Source organism: Streptomyces coeruleoprunus (assembly GCF_039542925.1).
GTDB lineage: Bacteria > Actinomycetota > Actinomycetes > Streptomycetales > Streptomycetaceae > Streptomyces > Streptomyces coeruleoprunus.
The window spans coordinates 4,030,347-4,050,813 of sequence record NZ_BAABIT010000001.1 but is presented as its reverse complement, the minus strand read 5'-3'; the positions used below and the strand labels follow the sequence as shown (position 1 = coordinate 4,050,813).

Here is a 20,467-nt window from a genome sequence, read left to right as displayed (position 1 = left end):
CAGGCCTTTCGACTTTCGTTCGTCAACCCGCAATTCGAAAAGGAGCAGATAACGCTCCCTCGTGAGGGTGACTAAATGTCTCCAAATCTTCACCGAGCGCTACGCTCGCCTCCGTGACCCAGACAGCACGCCGCATCGGCCGTTCCCTCGCTCTCGTCCTGCCCGTCGTCCTGGTGCTCTCCGGAACTCTCGCGGTCACCAGCGTCCCGTGGGCCGGCACCCGCTCCGACACACAGATGCTCACCGCGTCCTCGGAGAACGTGTCCGTACGGGCCAAGCCCCGTGCCCCGCAGGACGTTCTGCGCGAGCGTCTCGTCGCCGAGCTGAAGCAGAAGGACCCGGGCGTCGCCCTGACGCACCTCCAGCGCGCCGTCGAGGAGCGCCCGTCCCTCGCCAAGTACTGCATGTCCATCGCCCGCGAACTGGGCAGCGCCGCCGTCCGGCACTACGGCCCGACCCGCGCGCAGTCCTTCTCCCGCCCGGTGTGCGACACGTCCTTCGCCTCCGGCGTCGTCAACGCGAGCTGAGCCGCCGCCCCGTGACCACCGAGGTACGCCTATCGTGCCCGGTATGGACACCGGTACGGACATCTTCCCGACGCAGGCCGTGGTCCTGGCGGGCGGCCAGGGCTCACGACTGCGCCCCTACACCGACGACCGCCCCAAGCCGATGGTCGAGATCCCGGGAACCGGGACCCCGATCATCGGCCATCAGCTGGCCTGGCTCGCCGCCGAGGGCGTGACCCACGCCGTCGTCTCCTGCGGGCACCTCGCCGGTGTCCTCCAAAACTGGCTCGCCACCGCCGAACTGCCCCTGCGCGTCACCACCGTCGTCGAGGACGAGCCGCTGGGCCGCGGCGGCGGCCTCAAGTACGCGGCGGCCCGCCTGCCCCGCCCCGACGCCCCCTGGTACGCCACCAACGGCGACATCTGGACGCGCTTCTCGCTGCGCGAGATGGCCGCCTTCCACGCCGAGCGCGACGCCACCGCCACCCTCGCCCTGGCCCGCCCCCGCATCCCGTGGGGCGCCGTCGAGACGGACACCTTCGGGCACATCACCGACTTCATCGAGTCGCCGCCGTCGCCGTACCTGATCAACGCGGGCGTGTACGTGTTCTCGGCGGCCTTCACGGAGCTGCTGCCCGAGCGCGGCGACCACGAGCGCACCACGTTCCCCCGGCTCGCGCGCGAACGCCGCCTCGCCGGCTTCCCCCTGCCCCAGGGCGCCTACTGGCGGGCCATCGACACGGCCAAGGACCTCACCGAGGCCGCCAAGGAACTGGCCGCCCAGCGCGGTTGAGCACGGCCGGGCCTCACCGAGGCTTCGCCCGTACGTGCATCCGCTCGCCCTGGCTGCCGAAGAGGCTCAGCATCTCCACCGGGCCCTCGCCGGTGGAGCCGAACCAGTGCGGCAGCCGCGTGTCGAACTCCGCGGCCTCCCCGGCCCCAGCACCAGGTCGTGGTCGGCCAGCACCAGCCGCAGCCGCCCCGACAGCACGTACAGCCACTCGTACCCCTCGTGGGTGCGCGGATCGGGCGTGGACCGGCTCGCGGGGAGGACCATCTTGTACGTCTGGAGGGGGCCGGGCTGCCGGGTGAGGGGCAGCACGGTGTTCCCGTGGACGTGACGGGGCTTGAGGCGCACGCGGGGGTCCCCGACCTCGGGGGCGCCCACCAGCTCGTCCAGGGGCACCTTGTGGGCCTGCGAGAGCGGCAGCAGCAGTTCCAGGCTGGGGCGCCGCTGACCGGACTCCAGCCGCGAGAGGGTGCTGCGGGAAATGCCGGTGGCCTCGGAGAGCTGGGACAGGGTCACGCCCCGCCGGGTCCGCAGCTCCTTCAGCCGCGGGCCGACCTCGGCGAGGGTCCGTGCGATGTCGGGTGAGTGCTCCACACCGCCCATTGGAACGCGCCCGTCCCGCCCCGGCAACGTTCGTTGCCGTTTCCGGGACGCGTGAAAGGGCGGCCACCGCGTGCGCGGTGACCGCCCTTCGTGCCGTTCCCGCGTGCGTCAGCCGAGGAGGCCGCCCAGCGGGTTGCGGTTGCCGCCGCTGGAGCCGCCGGAGCCGTCGTCCGAGCCGGAGTCGTCGCCGCCGGAGCTGCTGCCGCCGCTGGACGTGGGGCCGGAGCTGGTGGACGGGGGCGGCTCGGGCTGCGACTGCTGCGGGTCGTCCTGGCCGATGCCCTGCGTCGCCGTCGGGCCCTCCTCCTCGATGCGGCCCGACTCGCGGACCGTCTCGCTCGGAGTGCTCTTCTCGGCGGACGGGGTCGCCGACGCCGACGAGGACATCGACTCGGACGGCGACGGCTCCCGCGAGGCGTCCCGGGCCGGTGAGCTGGTGCCCGGCTCCTCGGGGAGGGGCTGGCCCGGCAGGTGGTTGGTCGGGTCGTCGTTCGGCCCCGGCACGGTGATCATGTCGGAGGAGCGGACCGCGCCACCGAGCAGGGAGCCGACGAGCAGGGTCAGGCCGACCACGACGGCCGCGACCACGACACCGCGCCGCAGGACGCGGCGGCGCAGGGACCACAGCGCGGCACGCGGGCCGAGCGTGCGCCAGGCCTCGCCGGCGAGGCGCCCGTCGAGGGAGTAGACCGGCGCCCCGGCGATGATCAGCGGGGACCAGGCGGCCAGGTAGATGATGTCCGGCGTGTCGTAGACCGGGACGGCCCGCCAGCTGACCGTCAGCAGCAGCGCGGCGGACAGCAGGGCGCCGAAGACGGCGGCGACGCGCTGCCAGAGGCCGAGGACGGTGAGGACACCGACGACGACCTGGGCGAAGGCGACGGTGAGACCGGCGCCGACGGGGTGGGACAGGGCGAAGTCGCGCAGCGGCTCGGCCATCTGCCACGGGTGCAGCGAGGTGAGCCACTTGACCATGGACCCGCGCTCGCCGCCGTCGAAGTAGACGGGGTCGCAGAGCTTGCCCATGCCGGCGTAGATGGAGATGAAGCCGAGGAACACGCGCAGCGGCAGCAGGACGACCCCGAGGTTCATCCGGCGGCCCGGGTAGTAGGCGTGCCGCTGGTGGACGGCGGGGCCACCGGCGTACCCGGACCGGCCGTCGTCGTCGAGGTCGTCGTCCGTGTCGTCGTCGTACTCGGGCGCGTCGTACGCGCCCTCGGCGCGCCGCATGGGCGGCAGCAGCGGGGACTCGCTGCCGTGCGGGCCGCGCTGGCCGCCCACGACGGGCGTGGGCATGGTGTCGTCGGTGAGACTGATCCGCGGGATGACCTGTGTGGTGCCCCCGTCCAGGGTTCCGAGGGCGGAGTCGGCCGGTGCGCGGCCGAGCGCGTCGACGGCGGCGTTGTCGCGTACGGCCTGCAGCAGCCCCGTGGCGCCGGGGTCGCCGGGCAGGGACTTTCCGCTCCATACGACGGGCGCCCGCCGCCGGCCTCCGTGCGCCGCGCCGCTCATGGCGGGGACGCGGGAGGGGTCGGCGAACCGAGGCTTCTGGACCGGGCCAAGCTGTACCCGGAAGCTGGCGTGGTTCACGATGACCTGCGCGGGATCGCTGTCCACCTTGACCATGCTCAGCGCAGGCTGATCATCGAACCCGGGCCGGGGCGTTCTTGTGTCCACACTCATCTAACCGAGTGATGGGGCTTTAGGACACTGCCTTGACGCAGGGGAAATGTCCGAGGCCCGTCAAGATCACATCGGCCGTCCGGGGACCCCCGGCCCGGGGTGGCGGGGCGCCGCCGGTCAGACCGACGCGCGCCGGCGAGCCGCCTCGTACAGCACCACGCCCGCCGCGACACCGGCGTTCAGCGACTCGGCGCCGCCCGGCATCGGGATGGAGACCCGGTAGTCGCAGGTCTCGCCGACCAGCCGGGACAGGCCCTTGCCCTCGCTGCCGACGACGATGACGACGGGGCCCGCCAGCGCCTCCAGCTCCGCCAGCTCGATGTCGCCGTCCGCGGCGAGTCCGACGACCGTGATGCCGGCCTTCTGGTACGACTCCAGGGCCCGCGTCAGGTTGGTGGCGCGGGCGACCGGGGTGCGCGCGGCCGTACCGGCGGAGGTCTTCCAGGCGCCCGCGGTCATACCGGCGGCGCGGCGCTCGGGCACGACGACGCCGTGGCCGCCGAACGCCGAGACGGACCGGACGATGGCGCCCAGGTTCCGCGGGTCGGTGACGCCGTCGAGGGCGACGATCAGCGGGTCCTCGCCGTCGTCGAACGCGGCCGCGGCCAGGTCCTCGGGGTGCGCGTACTCGTAGGGCGGGACCTGGAGGACGAGGCCCTGGTGGTTGAGGCCGTTGGTCATCCGGTCCAGCTCGGCGCGCGGGGCCTCCATCAGGTTGATGTTGCCGCGCTGCTGGGCGAGGTGGAGCGCGTCGCGCACCCGCTCGTCGTTGTCGATGAACTGCTGCACGTACAGCGTCGTCGCGGGCACGCCGTCGCGCAGCGCCTCGAAGACCGGGTTCCGGCCGACGACCATCTCGGCCTGGCCCTTGCCGCCGCGCCGGGCGACCGGGCGCCGCTGGGCGTGCTTGGCCTTGGCATTGGCGAGCCGACTCTTCGCGTGGCCCTTGCGCATGTGCGCGGGCGGGGTCGGGCCCTTCCCCTCGAGGGAGCGGCGCCGCTTGCCACCGCTGCCGACCGTCGCGCCCTTCTTGTTGCTGGTGCGGCGGTTCCTGCGCTGGCTGTTCCCGGCCATGACCTACCTGTTTCCTGAATCCTGAAGACTGCGTACGTAAGAAAGTGTGCCGCCCGGCCGGGCGGGCGGCACATCAAGGGTGCGTCAGCGGGTGCCGAGCGTCCAGCGGGGCCCGTCGGGGCTGTCCTCGATGACGAGCCCGGACTGTCCCAGCTGGTCGCGGATCGCGTCGGCGGTGGCCCAGTCCTTGCGGGCGCGGGCCGCCTCGCGCTGGTCGAGGACCATGCGCACCAGGCTGTCGACGACGCCGTGCAGGTCCTGGCCGCGGTCCTGCTCGCCCGCCCAGTGCGGGTCGAGCGGGTCCAGGCCCAGGACGGCGAGCATGGCGCGGACCTCGGCCAGGCGCTCGACGGCGGCGTCCTTGTCGTCGGCGGCCAGGGCGCTGTTGCCCTGCCGCACCGTGTTGTGGATGACGGCGAGGGCCTGCGGGACGCCCAGGTCGTCGTCCATGGCCTCGGCGAACGCGGGCGGCACCTCGGCGGCCGGCTCGACGACCCGCCCGGCCTTCTCGACGACCCGCTGGACGAAGCCCTCGATCCGCGAGAACGCGGCGTCCGCCTCGCGCAGGGCCTCCTCGCTGTACTCGATCATCGAGCGGTAGTGCGGGGTGCCGAGGTAGTAGCGCAGGACGACGGGCCGCCAGTGCTTGACCATCTCGGAGACGAGGACGCTGTTGCCCAGCGACTTCGACATCTTCTCGCCGCTCATGGTCACCCAGGCGTTGTGCACCCAGAAGTTGGCGAAGTCGTCGCCGTACGCCTTGGCCTGGGCGATCTCGTTCTCGTGGTGCGGGAAGACCAGGTCGAGACCGCCGCCGTGGATGTCGAACGCCGCGCCCAGGTACTTGTGGGCCATCGCCGAGCACTCCAGGTGCCAGCCGGGGCGGCCGCGGCCCCACGGGGTCTCCCAGGACGGCTCGCCGGGCTTGGCGGCCTTCCACATGGCGAAGTCCCGCGGGTCCCGCTTGCCGGTCTCGCCCTCGCCGGACGGCTGGCGCAGGTCGGCCAGGTCCTGCCGGGACAGCTCCAGGTAGCCGGGGTGCGACTTCACGTCGAAGTAGACGTTGCCGTCCGCCTCGTAGGCGTGGCCACGCTCGATGAGGCCCCGCATCATCTCGACCATCTCGGTGACGTGGCCGGTCGCGCGCGGCTCGTACGTGGGCGGGAGGCAGCCCAGCGCGTCGTAGCCGTCGTTGAACGCGCGCTCGTTCTCGTACCCGATGGACCACCACGGGCGGCCCTGGTCGGCCGACTTCGCGATGATCTTGTCGTCGATGTCGGTGACGTTGCGGACGAACGTCACGTCGTAGCCGCGGTACGCGAACCAGCGGCGCATGATGTCGAAGTTCAGCCCGGACCGGATGTGCCCGATGTGCGGGGCGGCCTGCACGGTGGCGCCACACAGGTAGATCGAGACGCAGCCCGGCGTGAGCGGGGTGAAGTCGCGGATCTGCCGGGCGCTGGTGTCGTACAGCCGAATAGTCACCACTCCAGAGTAGTGGCCCCGTACCAGTGCCCCACGCCGGTTCCGCCGCGGCGGGGCCGCGGCGCGCCCCGCCCTCAGCCCGTCCGCACCACCAGCGCCGTCGCGATGGCCGCCAGCCCCTCCGCCCGGCCGGTCAGCCCGAGCCCGTCGGTGGTGGTGCCCGACACCGACACCGGCGCGCCCGCCGCGGCGCTCAGCGCCTTCTGCGCCTCGTCCCGCCGCTTCCCGATCTTCGGCCGTACGCCGATGACCTGCACGGCGATGTTGCCGATCTCGAAGCCCTCCGCGCGCACGATCCGGCCGCCTCCGCGAGGAGCGTCACACCGGACGCGCCGGACCACTCGGGCCGGCTGGTGCCGAAGTGCGCGCCGAGGTCGCCGAGCCCGGCGGCCGAGAACAGGGCGTCGCACGCGGCGTGGGCGGCCACGTCACCGTCGGAGTGCCCGGCGAGCCCGTACTCCTCGCCCTCCCAGAGCAGGCCCGCGCACCACAGCTCGCGGCCCTTCTCGAAGGCGTGGACGTCGGTGCCGACACCGATGAGCGGCAGGGAGATCTCAGAAGCCATCGTTGACCCTCCGGCGTGCGAGGACCGCCTCGGCGAGGACCAGGTCCAGGGGGCGGGTGACCTTGAACGCCTCCTCGTGGCCGGGCACGGCGACGACGGGGACGCCGAGCCGTTCGACCATGCTCGCGTCGTCGGTGACCTCGCCGGTGACCGTCTCGTGGGCGCGTACGAGCGTGTCGCGGTCGAAGCCCTGCGGCGTCTGTACGGCGCGCAGCCGGGCCCGCTCGGGCGTGGCGACGACCGGCTCGGGCGTGTCGGTGCGCGGCTCGACCTCCTTGACGGTGTCGGCGAGCGGCAGGGCCGGTACGACGGCGGGCGCGCCGTCCCGTACGGCCTCGACGACCGCGTCCACGGTGTCGACGGGGACGAGCGGGCGGGCGGCGTCGTGGACGAGGACGGTGGTGATGGTCCCGGGCAGCGCGTCGAGGCCGCGGCGCACGGACTCCTGGCGGGTGGCGCCGCCGGGGACGACGAGGACGTCGGTCCGCTCGGGGAGGCTGTACTCGTCGAGCATCGCCCGTACGTCGGCGACACCGTCCTCGGGTGCCACGACGACGACCAGGGACACGGCACGCGAGGCGGACATGGACCGCACGGCGTGGACCAGCATGGGGGTGCCGCCCAGCGTGCGGAGCGCCTTGGGCGCGCCCGGGCCGAGCCGTACGCCTCGGCCGGCCGCGGGGATGACCGCGGCGGTGCGGGCAGGACGTGCTTCGTCTGACATCGGTTGCACTCCGGCAGGTTTGTTTACTCGGCCGACATGGGTATGGCCACAGCGTGCCGGGCGCGACGCCTTGACCGGACCCTTCCGTGACATCTGGCGGGGCTTCCGCACCGGCTGCCCCGGTTCGGCAATACCCCGGGTGCGAACATGCCGCAGCGCCCGGCGACGATGCTGTGGAGTCACAGCATGTCATCGGGCACCGCGGCAGTGATCAACGCACCATGTGCTCGACGGGCCTCGCGCTACGCCACCTGCCGCGCGGGCGACGGGTCGACGGCGAGGCGGACGAGCCGGCTCAGGATGCGAGAACCTCGTCGAGCAGGGCCTCGGCCTTGTCCTCGTTGGTGTTCTCGGCGAGTGCGAGTTCGCTCACCAGGATCTGGCGCGCCTTGGCGAGCATGCGCTTCTCTCCGGCGGAGAGACCGCGCTCGCGCTCACGACGCCACAGGTCACGGACGACTTCCGCGACCTTGATGACATCGCCGGAGGCGAGCTTCTCGAGATTTGCCTTGTAGCGACGGGACCAGTTGGTGGGCTCTTCGGCGTACGGCGCGCGCAGCACCTCGAAGACCCGGTCCAGCCCGTCCTGACCGACCACATCGCGCACACCGACGAACTCCGCATTGTCCGCCGGCACACGTACCGTCAAGTCGCCCTGGGCGACCTTGAGCACCAAGTAGGTCTTGTCCACGCCTTTGATCTGGCGAGTTTCGATGGCCTCGATCAGCGCGGCCCCATGGTGGGGATAGACCACGGTGTCGCCAACCTTGAACGTCATGTGACAGGTACCCCTTCCGTGGCTATCCAGGGTAACACGAGAACGGCTTCTTCTGAATGGCGTTTTCGCAGGTCAGGGCATATCTCGGGGCTTGACAACAGCGACACGGACGTGCTGCGGAGCCCTTCCGGAAGGGGGTATTCGCAGGTCGGAGCGGCTGCGAGGGCGGTCCCGAACGCCGCCGCTACGCGCGTCCGAAGAGCCTCCGGAGAGGGGTAACGTCCCGATTTGTCGGGTTCCAAGCAGTGTACTTCCCGTACTCCGTTCGGATGTCGGTCACCCGCACGGACGGGCCGGCGGAAGTTTCCCGAATTGATCAGGGGTGGCTATTCGGTAAGGAATGCGTGGCCTCCGGGGAATTGATCAAGGGCGCTTATGCGAACGGCGAAGAGAACGCTCCGCGACGCCCCGCGCGGGGGCCCGGCGGGGCGTGAGGGGCGGGTCGGGTGCGGGACGGGCGGGAGGGGTCGGTAACCTGAGCCCGCTGACTGACCCTTAGGTCCGGTCCGACCGTGCCCGTCCGTAGTCCGTACGTCCTAGGAGTTGCCGCCGCCGTGAGCCGCAGCCTTCGACGCGGCGCCCTCGCCGCCACCGCCCTCGTGATCTCGATCGCCTCGCTCACCGCCTGCGGGGCGGGCAACGACGCGCAGACCCTCGGCGTCAAGCCGGACAACGCCGCCGTCTCCGTCGGCACCATCAAGGTCCAGAACGCCGTGGTGATCACCCAGCCCGAGGCCGGTGCCAAGGGTCCCGCCGCCGTCTCCGCGACGATCTTCAACGACGGCTCCAAGGACGAGACGCTCGAAGCGATCGAGCTCCCGGGTGCCAAGGTGACGGTCAAGCTGAAGCCGGCCACCGGCTCCGGCCCGGTCACCGTCCCCGCGGGCGGCTCGGTCGTCATCGGCGGCAAGGGCAACGCCTCCGCCGAGATCGAGAACGGCCACGAGGCCGCCAAGAACGGCGACACGCAGGAGGTCGTCTTCCGGCTCAGCGAGACGGGCGACGTGAAGCTCCAGGCGCTCGTGGTGCGGGCGACCAGCTACTACAAGGACTTCGGCCCCACGGCCGCGCCGTCGCAGCCCGCGGGCACGCCCACCGCCTCCCCGACGGGCTCTCCGACCGGCTCCCCCGCCGCCACGCCGACCGGCACCGCCACCGCCCCGGCGGCCGGCTCCGAGGCGTCGGCCACCCCGTCCGGGCCGGCCTCGGCGTCGCACGCCGACCACTGACGCGTACGCCGAAGGGCGCCCCGCCGACCGCGGTGGGGCGCCCTTCGGCATGTGTACGGGGTGCGGCTTACGGCTCGAACTTGTAGCCCAGGCCTCGGACCGTGACCAGGTAGCGCGGGGCGCCCGGGTCGGGTTCGATCTTGGCGCGGAGGCGCTTGACGTGGACGTCGAGCGTCTTGGTGTCGCCCACGTAGTCGGCGCCCCACACGCGGTCGATGAGCTGCATGCGGGTCAGGACGCGGCCGGCGTTGCGCAGCAGCATCTCCAGGAGGTCGAACTCCTTGAGCGGCAGGTCCACCTTGCCGCCCGCGACCGTGACGACGTGCCGGTCGACGTCCATGCGGACCGGGCCGGCCTCCAGGGCAGCCGGGGCCGCCTCCTCCGGCTCGCCGCGGCGGCGGAGCACCGCACGGATGCGGGCGACCAGCTCGCGGGACGAGAACGGCTTGGTGACGTAGTCGTCGGCCCCTATCTCCAGCCCGACGACCTTGTCGATCTCGCTGTCCTTCGCGGTGACCATGATGACGGGGACGTTCGAACGGCTCCGCAGCTGGCGGCAGACCTCCGTGCCGGGCAGGCCGGGCAGCATCAGGTCGAGCAGGACGAGGTCGGCGCCGTTGCGCTCGAACTCGTCGAGGCCCTCGGGTCCCGTGGCCGCGACGGCGACCTCGAATCCCTCCTTGCGGAGCATGTAGGACAGGGCGTCGCTGAAGGACTCCTCGTCCTCGACGACAAGCACTCGGGTCACGGAAGGACCTCCGGGGCAGAGAGTGGTTCGTTGGTGTTCTCGGAGCTCGGGGTGGTGCGGTCGCGGTCCCGGTCGCGGGCCGCGCCCGCCTCGGGGAGCCGCAGCGTGAAGGTGGAGCCTTGGCCCTCGGTGCTCCACACGGTGACCTCGCCGCCGTGCGAGGCGGCCACGTGCTTGACGATGGCCAGGCCCAGTCCCGTACCGCCGGTGGCGCGGGAGCGGGCCGGGTCGACGCGGTAGAAGCGCTCGAAGATGCGCTCCTTGTCCTTGTCGGGGATGCCTATGCCCTGGTCGGTGACGGCGATCTCGATCAGGTCGCCGCCGGGTGCGGTCACCCGGCGGGCGGCGATGCCGACGCGGGTGTGGGCCGGAGAGTAGTTGACGGCGTTCTCGACGAGGTTGCCGAGAGCGGCGGCCAGCTGGCCGCGGTGGCCCCAGACGTGCAGGTCCGCGGTGCCTCCGGCGGCCATGGTGATGTTCTTGGTGGTGGCCGTGTGCCGGGAGCGGTCGATGGCCTCGGCGACCAGTTCGTCGACGCGGACGGGCTCGGCGTCCTCCAGCGGGTCGTCGTTCTGGACCCGGGAGAGGTCGATCAGCTCCTGGACGAGGTTGGTGAGCCGGGTCGCCTCGATCTGCATGCGCCCGGCGAAGCGGGTGACCGCCTCGGGGTCGTCGGCGGCGTCCATGACCGCCTCGGAGAGGAGCGAGAGCGCGCCGACGGGGGTCTTCAGCTCGTGGCTGACGTTCGCGACGAAGTCGCGCCTGACGGCCTCGATACGGCGGGCCTCGGTCAGGTCCTCGACGAGGAGCAGCACCAGGCGGGAGCCGAGGGGCGCCACGCGGGCGGACACGGCGAGGGCCTCGCCGCGGCCGGTGCCCCGGCGGGGGAGGTCCAGCTCCACCTGTCGTATCTCGCCGTCGCGGCGGGTGTCGCGGGCCATGTGGAGCATGGGCTCTATGGCCAGTTTGCCGCCGCGGACGAGTCCCAGCGCGTACGCTGCGGAGCTGGCCTTGACGACGGAGTCGCTTTCGTCGAGAACGACGGCGGAGGAGCGCAGCACGGACAGCACGGTGTCGACGCCGGGGGGCAGCACGGCGTCGGTGTGCAGGGAGGTCCGGGTGGGCCTCGCCTGGTCGCGCTCGCTCCAGCGGAACGCCAGCATGGCGATGACACCGGTGAGCAGACCGGCGATCGCTGCCGCTGCGGCGACCGCCGCGTTCACGTCCATGCATCCAGGTTAGGCATGGTCACGGACACTCTCCCAGCCGTCCGAGTGGCTGCTCGAACAGTCGTCGCCCAGAGTTCACCAAGGGGACGGTGACGGTTCACTTGGGAGGGAGGCGCCCGACTTGTCACCCACGGACCGTGGGACCACGTTCGTAGTCAGAGAGGGACATCCATGCGGGACGCGTACCACGAGGAACTGGACTCGATCGGCGAGGGCCTGGTCGAGATGGCCCGGCTGGTCGGGTCGGCGATCGGGCGCGCCACGACGGCGATGCTCGACGCGGATCTGAAGCTGGCGGAGGCCGTGATCGCGGCCGACCAGAAGATCGACGACCTGCAGCACGGCCTGGAGGCCAGGGCGATAGCCCTGCTGGCCCGCCAGCAGCCGGTCGCGACGGACCTGCGGATCGTCGTGACCTCGCTGCGCATGAGCGCGGACCTGGAGCGCTCCGGCGACCTGGCCCAGCACGTGGCGAAGCTGGCGCGGCTGCGCTTCCCGGACAGCGCGGTGCCGCGGGACCTGCACGCCACGATCCTGGAGATGGGACAGCTGGCGCAGCGCCTGATGGCGAAGGCGGCGGAGGTCATCATCACCAAGGACGTCGACCTCGCGCTCCAGCTGGAGCACGACGACGACGAGATGGACCTGCTGCACCGGACGCTGTTCCAGCACCTGATGGACGACCGCTGGAAGCACGGCATCGAGACGGCGGTCGACGTCACCCTGCTGGGCCGCTACTACGAGCGCTTCGCGGACCACGCGGTGTCGGTGGCCAAGCGCGTGGTGTACCTCGTGACGGGTGAGCACGCCGACGAACTCCAGCACCCCGAGGCCCCGGTCGAGGGAGCCTGAGGCCGCTTTCCGGCACTGTGCGCCCCGGAGCTGTTCGGGGCGCACAGGCGTTCGGGGCGCATCCGTGCGCCGTTGATGCGCCCTGCCGGGTGGGAATGGAATGGGGGACAGGCGAGGTACGCCGTTGAGGAGGAACCCCATGGCTGATTCCCCCACGACCGACCCCCAGCGCGAGGACGCACCCGTCGAGGCCCGCCACCTGCCCCTGCTCGGCGCCTGCGGGTGCGGTTCCGGCTGCAGCTGCGGGTGCCAGTCTGGTGGCTCGTGCCAGTGTGGCGGCAACTGCTAGTCACCGGCCCGGGGCCCTGTCCGCACCGACGGGACAGGGCCCCGTCGCCTGCCGCCAGGCCTTGCCCTCAAGCGCCGGAGGCCACCTGGGCCATCAGCTCCATGATCTGCGTCGCCGTCCAGTGGCCGGCCGCGCCCGGACAGGCCGCCAGGTAGGCGGCGATGGTCCCCGCGTCCCAGGCGCCCGCGTCCAGCAGGCCGCGGACCAGGTACCGCACGTACGGCGCCGAGGGGCGGTTCCACGCGACGGCGTCCATCGCCCAGGGCGCGGTGAACGTGAGCAGCGGGTGCCCGTCCAGCGTGCCCGGGCAGACGAGCGTCTCGTACCGCCCCTCGCCCAGCACCGCGCGCCCGTCCCGGACCGCCGCGCGCAGGTCGAGGTCGCCGTCCGGGCCGGGCTCCCGGTACATCTCCTGGGCGGCGACGTCCGAGAACTGGCCCGCCGTGATCAGATGCGCCCGCGCCAGCACCCGCCCGCCGCGCGCCTCCGCGTCGTAGAAGGCCCGGCCGCCGGTCCACACGGGCGACTCGGTCGCGAAGTACAGCGCCCCCGGCACCTCCAGCGCGACGCTCGCCGCCGGGGGGCGCGGGTCCCGGCAGCCCGGGTACGTCCGGGCCGCGCCGGGCGGGCGGCCGCCGGCGAGGTAGCTCGCCAGCCGGTCGGGGTGGGTGTTGGAGCCGTACGACAGGTACCAGACGAGGCCGGGGTGACGCGCGTGGGCCCCTGCCCGGGGAGCGTGCTCCGGGTCAGGGGCCCACGTCGGCGCCATGCGCGCGTTACTTCTTCTTGCCCTGGTTCTTCACGGCCTCGATGGCCGCCTTCGCCGCCTCCGGGTCGAGGTAGCGGCCGCCCGGCGTGACCGGCTTGAAGTCGGCGTCCAGCTCGTAGTACAGCGGGATGCCCGTCGGGATGTTCAGGCCCGCGATGTCGGCGTCGGAGATGCCGTCCAGGTGCTTGACCAGCGCGCGGAGGCTGTTGCCGTGGGCGGCGATCAGGACCGTGCGGCCGGCCAGCAGGTCCGGGACGATGCCGTCGTACCAGTACGGCAGCATGCGGACGACGACGTCCTTGAGGCACTCGGTGCGGGGACGCAGCTCCGGCGGGATCGTCGCGTAGCGCGCGTCGTTCGCCTGCGAGTACTCGTTGTCGTCGGCGAGGACCGGCGGCGGCGTGTCGTACGAGCGGCGCCACAGCATGAACTGCTCCTCGCCGAACTCGGCGAGGGTCTGCGCCTTGTCCTTGCCCTGCAGCGCGCCGTAGTGGCGCTCGTTCAGCCGCCAGGAGCGGTGGACCGGGATCCAGTGGCGGTCGGCCGCCTCCAGCGCCAGCTGCGCGGTGCGGATCGCGCGCTTCTGGAGCGAGGTGTGGAGTACGTCGGGGAGCAGACCGGCGTCCTTGAGCAGCTCACCGCCGCGGACCGCCTCCTTCTCGCCCTTCTCGGTGAGGTTGACGTCCACCCAGCCGGTGAACAGGTTCTTCGCGTTCCACTCGCTCTCGCCGTGGCGGAGGAGGATCAGCTTGTACGGTGCGTCGGCCATGCGTACGAGGTTAATGGACGCCGATGACGCTTGACGGACGGCGTCAATTCATTGGCCGCGGCCCCCGGCCCCTCAGTAGGTTCCTGTCCACCGAACCGTCCTAGGGGGAAACACGCGTGTCCACAGCCTCAGCCTCGCTCCTAAGATCACTGCGCGGGACCGTGTCGGGGCTCCCCGGCGGCTTCTGGTGGCTGTGGCTCTCGACGCTCGTCAACCGGACGGGCGCGTTCGTCCTGACGTTCCTGTCCCTCTTCCTCACCCGTGAGCTGGGCTTCTCCGCCTGGTACGCCGGTCTCGTCATCGCCCTGCACGGCCTCGGCGGCATCGCCGGCTCCCCGCTGGGCGGCATGCTCAGCGACCGGTGGGGCCGCAGGCCGACGATGGTCACCGGGCACCTGGGGGCGGCCGCCTGCGCCGCCGCGCTGGCGTTCGTGACCAGCGAGATCGCCGTCGCCACCGTGGTCCTCCTGATGGGTGTGGCCATGCAGGCGGTCCGCCCGGCCATCGGCGCGACCATCGCCGACCAGGTGCCGGAGCACGACCGCAGGCGGGCGTACGCGCTGAACTACTGGGCGCTCAACCTCGGCTTCGCCATCGCCGCGATCGGCGGCGGCGCGGCGCTCTTCCTCGGCTACCGGACGCTGTTCCTCGCCGAGGCGGCGGCGACCACCCTGTGCGCGCTGATCGTCTTCCTGCGGCTGCCCGAGACCCGCCCCGAGGCCGGCGGCGGGTCCGTCGACAAGCACGGCGAGCCGGTCGCCGAGGCCAAGGTCTCCACGCTCGACGTGCTGCGCGACGGGCCGTTCCTCACGCTCGTCCTGCTCAACCTGCTCGTCAGCGCCGTCTTCACCACCCCGTGGGTCGGCCTGCCGCTGACCATGGACGCCGCGGGCCTGGAACCCGACGCGTACGGCCTGGTCATCGCGGTCAACGGCGTCGTGATCGTCGGCTTCCAGCTGCTCGTCAACAAGATCACCGACAAGCGGTCGCCGGTCGTCCTGCTGACCGTCTCCGCCCTGCTGTTCGCCGTGGGCACGGGTGCGACGGCGCTGGCCGGGACGCCGCTGATGTTCGCCGCGACCGTGATCGTGTGGACCATCGGCGAGATGGTCCACGTGCCGACGAACGCCGCCGCGACGGCCCGGCTCGCCCCGGCGCACGCCCGCGGCCGCTACCAGGGCGTGATGGGCATGTCGTGGTCGATCAGCGGCTTCGTGGCGCCGATCACGGCCGGCTGGGTCGTGGGCGGCCCCGGTCCGGACGCGCTGTGGATCGGGTGCGCGGTTCTCGGCGCCGTAGCGGCGATCGGCTACGCCGTGCTGCTGCGGCGGGCCCTGACCGAGGGCGACGCGGCGCGGGCGCAGGGCGCGGCGGGTGCGGCGTCGAAGGGCTCGGCGGGTGCGGGGGGTCCCGTCCGGGAGGCGAAGGAGGCCAGCGGCGTCACCGCGTAAGGGCGCGCTGGGCCTCGTAAAGGTTCTGGGGGCGTACGGACACGGGGGTGCCGTACGCCTCCAGTCGTGCGTGGAGGGGGCCCGTGAAGTCCGGGACGTCGATCTGGCCGAACTCGCGGACCTCGCTGATGCCCACGGTCGCACTGTACGGGGCGATCTCGTCAAGTTTGACCAGCCCGGCGCGCCCGTTGGTCACCGTGACGTTCCAGTGGGTGAAGCGGGCGCCGTAGAGGGGGCCGGCCGAGGCGTCGCCGCCGTGGCGGCCGTCGTTGTGGACGGTGATCTCGGTACGGACGTTCGCGAACGGCATGCCGCGGTGCGTGTCGAACGTGCCCGTCTCCATCAGGCCGCGCGACCAGACGTTGTGGCTGGACAGGCCCTCGACGTTGATGCCGTGGAGCTGGGTGTCGGCCGGCGCGGGGGTGGTGCGGGCGCGGACGGTGAAGTCCTCGACCAGGTTGTCGTGGGAGCCCTCGCGGCAGAAGTACGGGTGGTGCGCGCCGCGGCCCTCCACGGTCGTACGGCGCAGGGTGCAGGCGGACGCGGCGACGAGCCCGAAGCCGTTGTCGACGTTCCGTACGGTGACGTCGTCGGCCCAGCAGTCGTACGCGCACTGGAAGGTGACGCCGTTGAAGCCGCGGTCCAGCAGGTGCGGGGCCTGCGGCACGTCGGGGGCTTCGAGCGTGAGGCCCTCGACGCCGGAGCCGGTGAGCGGCGTCGCGAGGGTGGTCAGCCGCGGGTCCCACTCGGGGCGCAGGTCGAGCGGCAACGGCCGCTCCAGGGTGACCGTGCGGCCCTGGACGCGGGTGACGCGGACGGGCCACTCGTACGGGACGTACGACGTCAGCTTGGTCTTGTCGGACCAGTCGTAGGAGGCGGCGCCGGGGCCGTCGCCGGCGATGTGGCGGAGCAGGGTGTGCCGGCCGTCCGGGTCGTCGGCGAGGCGGAGCAGGACCAGCCGGCCGGGCGCGAGGCGTGACGGGTCGTCGACGGTGACCGTGCGGTCGCCGCGGTGGGCGGGCCGCAGGGTGGTGAGCGTGTGCCACGCGTCGCGCCGGTTGCCGGTCCAGCCCTCGAAGGGCCAGTCCTGGGCGCGGATGGCGGCGACGAGGGAGCGGTGGCGGGCGGCGGGGCTGAGCCAGACGAGCCCGCCGGCCCAGGACCAGGCCGACTTGGTGCCGCCGTAGCGGGAGCCGTAGGGGCCGATGAGGTCGGTGAGGCCGCGGGTGGCGAGGAGGGTGGTGCGCCCGCTTCCCGCGCCCTTGAGCGTGACGCCGCCGTGGGCGATGCGGATCAGGCCGTCGACGCGGTACGTGCCGGGCGGGACGAGGACGGTGCCGCCGCCGCGACGTCCTGCCTCGGCCAGGGCCCGGTTGATGGCGGGCGCGGCGTCGGCGGAGGCGTCGGGGCGGGCACCGTACGCGCGGACGTCGGCGACCACGGGGCGGCGCGGCAGGCGGCGGGCGCCGGCACGGTAACCGGCGCGGCCGATGTACGGGATCTGGGGGTGGGTGTGGGGGGCGGTGGTGAACTCGCGCCAGAGGATGGCCTCGTCGACCGCCGGCCGGGGGTGGGCGGCCGGGGTGGCCGCGGGGTGGGCGGCTGCCGGGCGAGTGGTGACTGCGCCTGCCGCCACGGCGGCCGCGCCGCCCAGGAGGGCGCGGCGGGTGAGGGGTGAGACTCCGTGCGACATGAACCCACCTTTCACGTATATGAACAGTATTCATATGCCTGCGACTGGCGTGAGCATGCCATGGGCTCAGGCGCGGCGGAAGACGGTGGGCGGCGCCAATCCACGGGATCCGTCCCCGCGCGGCGCCCCGCGTTCCTAAGCTGCCGGGGCGAAGGATGACTGAGCGCGGACAGGATGCGGGGGCGACGGGAGTGGACAACGGGGAACCGCGGCCGGAGGACGCCGGAAGTCCGGCCGAATTCGTGGCCGCCATGCGCCAGTTACGCCAGTGGGCCCACCTCAGCTACCGGGAGCTGGAGCGCCGCGCCCTGGACGCCGGCGACGTCCTGCCGCGCGCCACGCTCGCGGGTGCGCTGAAGCGGGACGAGCTGCCGAGGGAGGAGCTGCTGGCGGCGTTCGTCCGCGCCTGCGGCGGCGACGAGACGGCGGTCGCGGCGTGGGTGGGGGCGCGGAAGCGATTGGCGGTCGCGCTCGAACGGCCGCCGGTGCTCGCCGAGTCGAGCTTGGAGGCGGACGCGGCGGCTGCCGAGGTGCCGGGCACCGAGGCCGACGCTGCCGCCGATATCGATATCGATACCGATGCCGAGGCCGACGCCGAGGCTGACGCCGACGCCGACCCCGAGGCTGACGCCGACGCCGACGCCGGCATGGCGGATGACCCGTCCGAGCCGTACCGCCCCGAGGTATCCGCCGAAAGCCCCGCACCCGAGCCGGAGTCCACGGCCGGGCCGGGGCCCGCACCCGGGGCCGCGCCCCAGGACGCCGTCCCCCCGCCGTCCCGCCCGACCGGGCCGCGGGCGGGACGGGCCTCCCGGCGGAGGCGGCGCGAGGCGTCGCGGCGGTCGGTCGCCGTCGCCGGCACGGCGCTGGCCCTCGTCGTACTCCTCGCCACCGCGACCGGCATCATGCTGCTGCCCGACGACGACCCGCCCCGCGCCCCCCGCGTGAACGCGCCCGCCTCCCCCGGCACCGCAGCCCCCTCCCCGCCCGCGAGCGCGCGGCCCATCTCACGGCCCTCGTCGGCCACGCCCACCCCGAAGGCCCCGGCCCCCCGGCCGTCCACCCGTACGACACCCCCCACGACCCCACCGGCCACGGAGCCGCCCCCGCGCACCCCCCGCCCCAGCGGCCCCGCCCCCACAGGGCCCACGTACGAACCCGGGCCGACCTTCCCCCCGTACGAGCCGCCGCCGGGCGAGCCCACGACGTCGCCGACCCGGACGGACGGCGGCGACCCGTTCCCGGACGAGACGTGCTGGGACGCGACCAACGACTGCGTCTGAGCCGGCCGCCGGGCGTGCGGCGAGCGGGGGCGCCACCCGCTCACCGCATCCCGTGAGGCGGCCTACTTGTACTGGTACTGCAGGCCCCACGTGTTGCTGTTCTTCTTCACCGGCGCCACGAACGACCGCTTCCACACCGTCCTGACGGTGCAGCCGCCGCCCTGCGCGGTCGCGTGGACCTTCTTGGTGGTGGTGAACTTCTTCGCCTCGTGGAACATCACGAGCCGCGCCTTCTTCACCTTCTTGCCGTTCACCTTCTTCGGCACCGTGGCCTGGTACGACCACTGGTCCGTCTTGGTCCACTGGGTGCCGACGGAGACGCCGAGCGAGACGCTCGCCTTCGCGAAGATGACCCCGGCCTCGGCGCTCGCCGTCGCCGTCATCTGCGCGGTGACCGAACCGGCCTTGCTGGTGGTGTAGTTGATCGTCAGTCCGGGCCTGGCCCAGTCGCTGCGGACGTTGGTCGGCAGCCACTTCGTGGTCGCCCGGCCGAACTTGTAGTACGTCTGGCCCGCCTCCGGGCAGGCCGCCTTCTTCTTGGCCTTCGCCGAGCCGGCCGCGCCGGCCAGGACGGTGACCGGCTGTCCGCCGGACGCCTCCGGGGAAGCCGCGCCGCTGATGGCGAACGGGCTGCCGGGGACGGTGACGGCCCCGGCGGCCAGGACGGCTCCGGCCACCGCGGTGACCACCACGGCCCGGAGGTTGCGGGGGCGGACGGAACGGGCGTTGCTCATGACGGTGCTCCTCTGAACGTCGGAATGAGGGCTCGCCCCGGTCGTCGACACCGGCGGAAAGGCGAGGAAGGACCGGCGGGGCCACGGGGCTCGCGTTCGACGGTGCGAGCGCCGGGCGGGCCGGTCGACTGCCTTGAGCGTGCCGGTCCGCGAGAGCGTCCGGCAAGGCTTCCCGGCGTCCGGGACTGTCCTGCCATACCCCGTCCGACCTGCGAAGACGTCTCGGACTGTCCCGGACGGCGCCGGCCCTTGCCGGACACGCGCGGCCCGGAACAGCCTCCTTTCCGGCCCACTTCCGGGCAGCTGAAGGAGGCACTGATGTTCCGTCATGTATGGCCCGGCGCCTGGCGTGCGCGAGGAGTCCACCGGGCGCCCCGCCCGGGCGCGTGGTGGCAGCGGCCCGCCGTCGCGGGGGTGGCGATGGCCGCGGTACGGACGACCGCCGTCTCGCTGCTGGCGCTCATGGCCGTGGTGCTCGGCGCGGTGCTGGCGGTGCACGGGCCGACGTCGGCGGCGCCGGCGGCGCCCGAGGCCTCGGCGCCCAAGGCGTCGGCGCCGAAGCGGCCCGGGGCCACGCCCGTTTCCGCCCCTCCGGCACAGGGCGGTCGGCCCGTCGAGAAGCCCGTCAGGCCGGGGAAGCCCGCGAAGCCCACGAGGACCCTCGTCCTCGTCCCCGGCGACACCCTCTCCGAACTCGCCCTGCGCCACCGCACGACCGTGCGCGAGCTCCAGCGGCTCAACGGCCTCGGCACGTCGACGCTCATCTACGCGGGCGACACCCTGCGCCTGCCGCCCGGCGTCACGCCGAAGCCGTCTCCGAGACCCGCGCCTGCGCCTCCCCCGGCCACCGGGAACGGCGCCGCGAAAGCCGTCGCGTACGCGAAGGCGCAACTGGGGAAGCCGTACGTCTGGGGCGGCACGGGCCCCCGCGGTTACGACTGTTCCGGGCTGGTCATGCGGGCCTGGCAGGCCGCCGGGGTGTCACTCCCGCGCACCACGTGGGACCAGATCCGCTCCGGGCGGGCGACCTCGCGGTCCCGGCTCGTCCCCGGGGACCTCGTGCTCACGGCGGGCGGCGGGCACATCCAGCTCTACATCGGGGACGGCAAGGTGATCCACGCCCCGCGCACCGGAACGGTCATCCAGGTCGCGCCGCTGCCGGCGCACTCGAAGGTGGTCGCCTACCGGCACATCCGCGGATGAGGGGCGGACG

Annotated in this window: 18 protein-coding genes and 2 pseudogenes; 7 read left to right on the top strand and 13 right to left on the bottom strand. The window is 72.9% G+C overall.

The window, feature by feature from the left end:
• Positions 1-113: 113 nt before the first annotated feature.
• The gene (locus ABEB09_RS18070; protein ID WP_345690955.1) at positions 114-527 is read left to right on the top strand and encodes a hypothetical protein; all 414 of its coding nucleotides are present in this window, start codon (positions 114-116) and stop codon (positions 525-527) included.
• 43 nt (positions 528-570) lie between these two features.
• Positions 571-1,299 carry a nucleotidyltransferase family protein gene (locus ABEB09_RS18065; protein ID WP_345690954.1) on the top strand — a complete coding sequence of 243 codons (729 nt, stop codon included), beginning with the start codon at positions 571-573 and terminating at the stop codon, positions 1,297-1,299.
• Between the two features lie 13 nt (positions 1,300-1,312).
• On the opposite strand, the pseudogene ABEB09_RS18060 reads toward ABEB09_RS18065, so the two are convergent.
• From ABEB09_RS18060 to ABEB09_RS18030, 7 genes and pseudogenes are all read right to left on the bottom strand, one after another.
• Positions 1,313-1,899 (bottom strand): annotated as a pseudogene (locus ABEB09_RS18060) (helix-turn-helix domain-containing protein).
• A 108-nt stretch (positions 1,900-2,007) separates the two neighbouring features.
• A complete protein-coding gene (locus ABEB09_RS18055) occupies positions 2,008-3,582 on the bottom strand; it encodes a DoxX family membrane protein (RefSeq protein WP_345690953.1) in 1,575 nt (524 codons plus the stop codon).
• Between the two features lie 117 nt (positions 3,583-3,699).
• Entirely contained in the window at positions 3,700-4,656 is a 957-nt protein-coding gene (gene rlmB, locus ABEB09_RS18050; protein ID WP_345690952.1) for a 23S rRNA (guanosine(2251)-2'-O)-methyltransferase RlmB, read from the bottom strand.
• Between the two features lie 84 nt (positions 4,657-4,740).
• Positions 4,741-6,141: a cysteine--tRNA ligase gene (gene cysS / locus ABEB09_RS18045; RefSeq protein ID WP_345690951.1), complete on the bottom strand. Its 1,401-nt coding sequence runs from the start codon at positions 6,139-6,141 to the stop codon at positions 4,741-4,743.
• Between the two features lie 74 nt (positions 6,142-6,215).
• Positions 6,216-6,706: pseudogene (ispF, locus tag ABEB09_RS18040) on the bottom strand (2-C-methyl-D-erythritol 2,4-cyclodiphosphate synthase).
• Positions 6,696-7,430 (bottom strand): 2-C-methyl-D-erythritol 4-phosphate cytidylyltransferase, encoded by a 735-nt coding sequence (gene ispD, locus ABEB09_RS18035; RefSeq protein ID WP_345690950.1) that lies wholly within the window; start codon positions 7,428-7,430, stop codon positions 6,696-6,698. The pseudogene ispF and the gene ispD overlap by 11 nt, the downstream one beginning before the upstream one ends.
• Before the next feature lie 295 nt (positions 7,431-7,725).
• The gene (locus tag ABEB09_RS18030; RefSeq protein ID WP_003953493.1) at positions 7,726-8,208 is read right to left on the bottom strand and encodes a CarD family transcriptional regulator; all 483 of its coding nucleotides are present in this window, start codon (positions 8,206-8,208) and stop codon (positions 7,726-7,728) included.
• Between the two features lie 554 nt (positions 8,209-8,762).
• Here ABEB09_RS18030 and ABEB09_RS18025 point away from each other — a divergent pair.
• Positions 8,763-9,437: a copper chaperone PCu(A)C domain-containing protein gene (locus ABEB09_RS18025; protein ID WP_345690949.1), complete on the top strand. Its 675-nt coding sequence runs from the start codon at positions 8,763-8,765 to the stop codon at positions 9,435-9,437.
• A 67-nt stretch (positions 9,438-9,504) separates the two neighbouring features.
• Here the strand turns inward: ABEB09_RS18025 and phoP are convergent, their stop codons facing one another.
• Entirely contained in the window at positions 9,505-10,185 is a 681-nt protein-coding gene (gene phoP / locus ABEB09_RS18020; protein ID WP_345690948.1) for a two-component system response regulator PhoP, read from the bottom strand.
• The gene (gene phoR, locus ABEB09_RS18015) at positions 10,182-11,414 is read right to left on the bottom strand and encodes a two-component system sensor histidine kinase PhoR (protein WP_345690947.1); all 1,233 of its coding nucleotides are present in this window, start codon (positions 11,412-11,414) and stop codon (positions 10,182-10,184) included. Before phoR ends, phoP begins: the two co-directional genes overlap by 4 nt.
• Positions 11,415-11,585: 171 nt before the next feature.
• Here phoR and phoU point away from each other — a divergent pair, with 171 nt between their 5' ends.
• Positions 11,586-12,266 (top strand): phosphate signaling complex protein PhoU, encoded by a 681-nt coding sequence (gene phoU, locus ABEB09_RS18010; protein ID WP_345690946.1) that lies wholly within the window; start codon positions 11,586-11,588, stop codon positions 12,264-12,266.
• 356 nt (positions 12,267-12,622) lie between these two features.
• Here phoU and ABEB09_RS18005 read toward each other — a convergent pair whose 3' ends face one another.
• The gene (locus ABEB09_RS18005; RefSeq protein WP_345690945.1) at positions 12,623-13,324 is read right to left on the bottom strand and encodes a histone deacetylase; all 702 of its coding nucleotides are present in this window, start codon (positions 13,322-13,324) and stop codon (positions 12,623-12,625) included.
• Positions 13,325-13,331: 7 nt separating this feature from the next.
• Complete coding sequence (locus tag ABEB09_RS18000; protein ID WP_345690944.1) at positions 13,332-14,093, bottom strand: phosphoglyceromutase; 762 nt, start codon at positions 14,091-14,093, stop codon at positions 13,332-13,334.
• A 161-nt stretch (positions 14,094-14,254) separates the two neighbouring features.
• Between ABEB09_RS18000 and ABEB09_RS17995 the strand changes: the two genes are divergently transcribed.
• A complete protein-coding gene (locus ABEB09_RS17995) occupies positions 14,255-15,544 on the top strand; it encodes an MDR family MFS transporter (protein ID WP_345690943.1) in 1,290 nt (429 codons plus the stop codon).
• Here ABEB09_RS17995 and ABEB09_RS17990 read toward each other — a convergent pair.
• On the bottom strand, positions 15,534-17,237 hold the full coding sequence (locus ABEB09_RS17990; RefSeq protein ID WP_345690942.1) for a glycosyl hydrolase family 28-related protein: 1,704 nt from the start codon (positions 17,235-17,237) through the stop codon (positions 15,534-15,536). The genes ABEB09_RS17995 and ABEB09_RS17990 overlap by 11 nt on opposite strands.
• Positions 17,238-17,392: 155 nt before the next feature.
• Between ABEB09_RS17990 and ABEB09_RS17985 the strand changes: the two genes are divergently transcribed.
• Positions 17,393-18,520: a hypothetical protein gene (locus ABEB09_RS17985; protein ID WP_345690941.1), complete on the top strand. Its 1,128-nt coding sequence runs from the start codon at positions 17,393-17,395 to the stop codon at positions 18,518-18,520.
• 62 nt (positions 18,521-18,582) lie between these two features.
• Here ABEB09_RS17985 and ABEB09_RS17980 read toward each other — a convergent pair whose 3' ends face one another.
• The gene (locus ABEB09_RS17980) at positions 18,583-19,254 is read right to left on the bottom strand and encodes a hypothetical protein (RefSeq protein ID WP_345690940.1); all 672 of its coding nucleotides are present in this window, start codon (positions 19,252-19,254) and stop codon (positions 18,583-18,585) included.
• Between the two features lie 318 nt (positions 19,255-19,572).
• Between ABEB09_RS17980 and ABEB09_RS17975 the strand changes: the two genes are divergently transcribed.
• Entirely contained in the window at positions 19,573-20,457 is an 885-nt protein-coding gene (locus tag ABEB09_RS17975; protein WP_345690939.1) for a C40 family peptidase, read from the top strand.
• Positions 20,458-20,467: the final 10 nt, after the last annotated feature.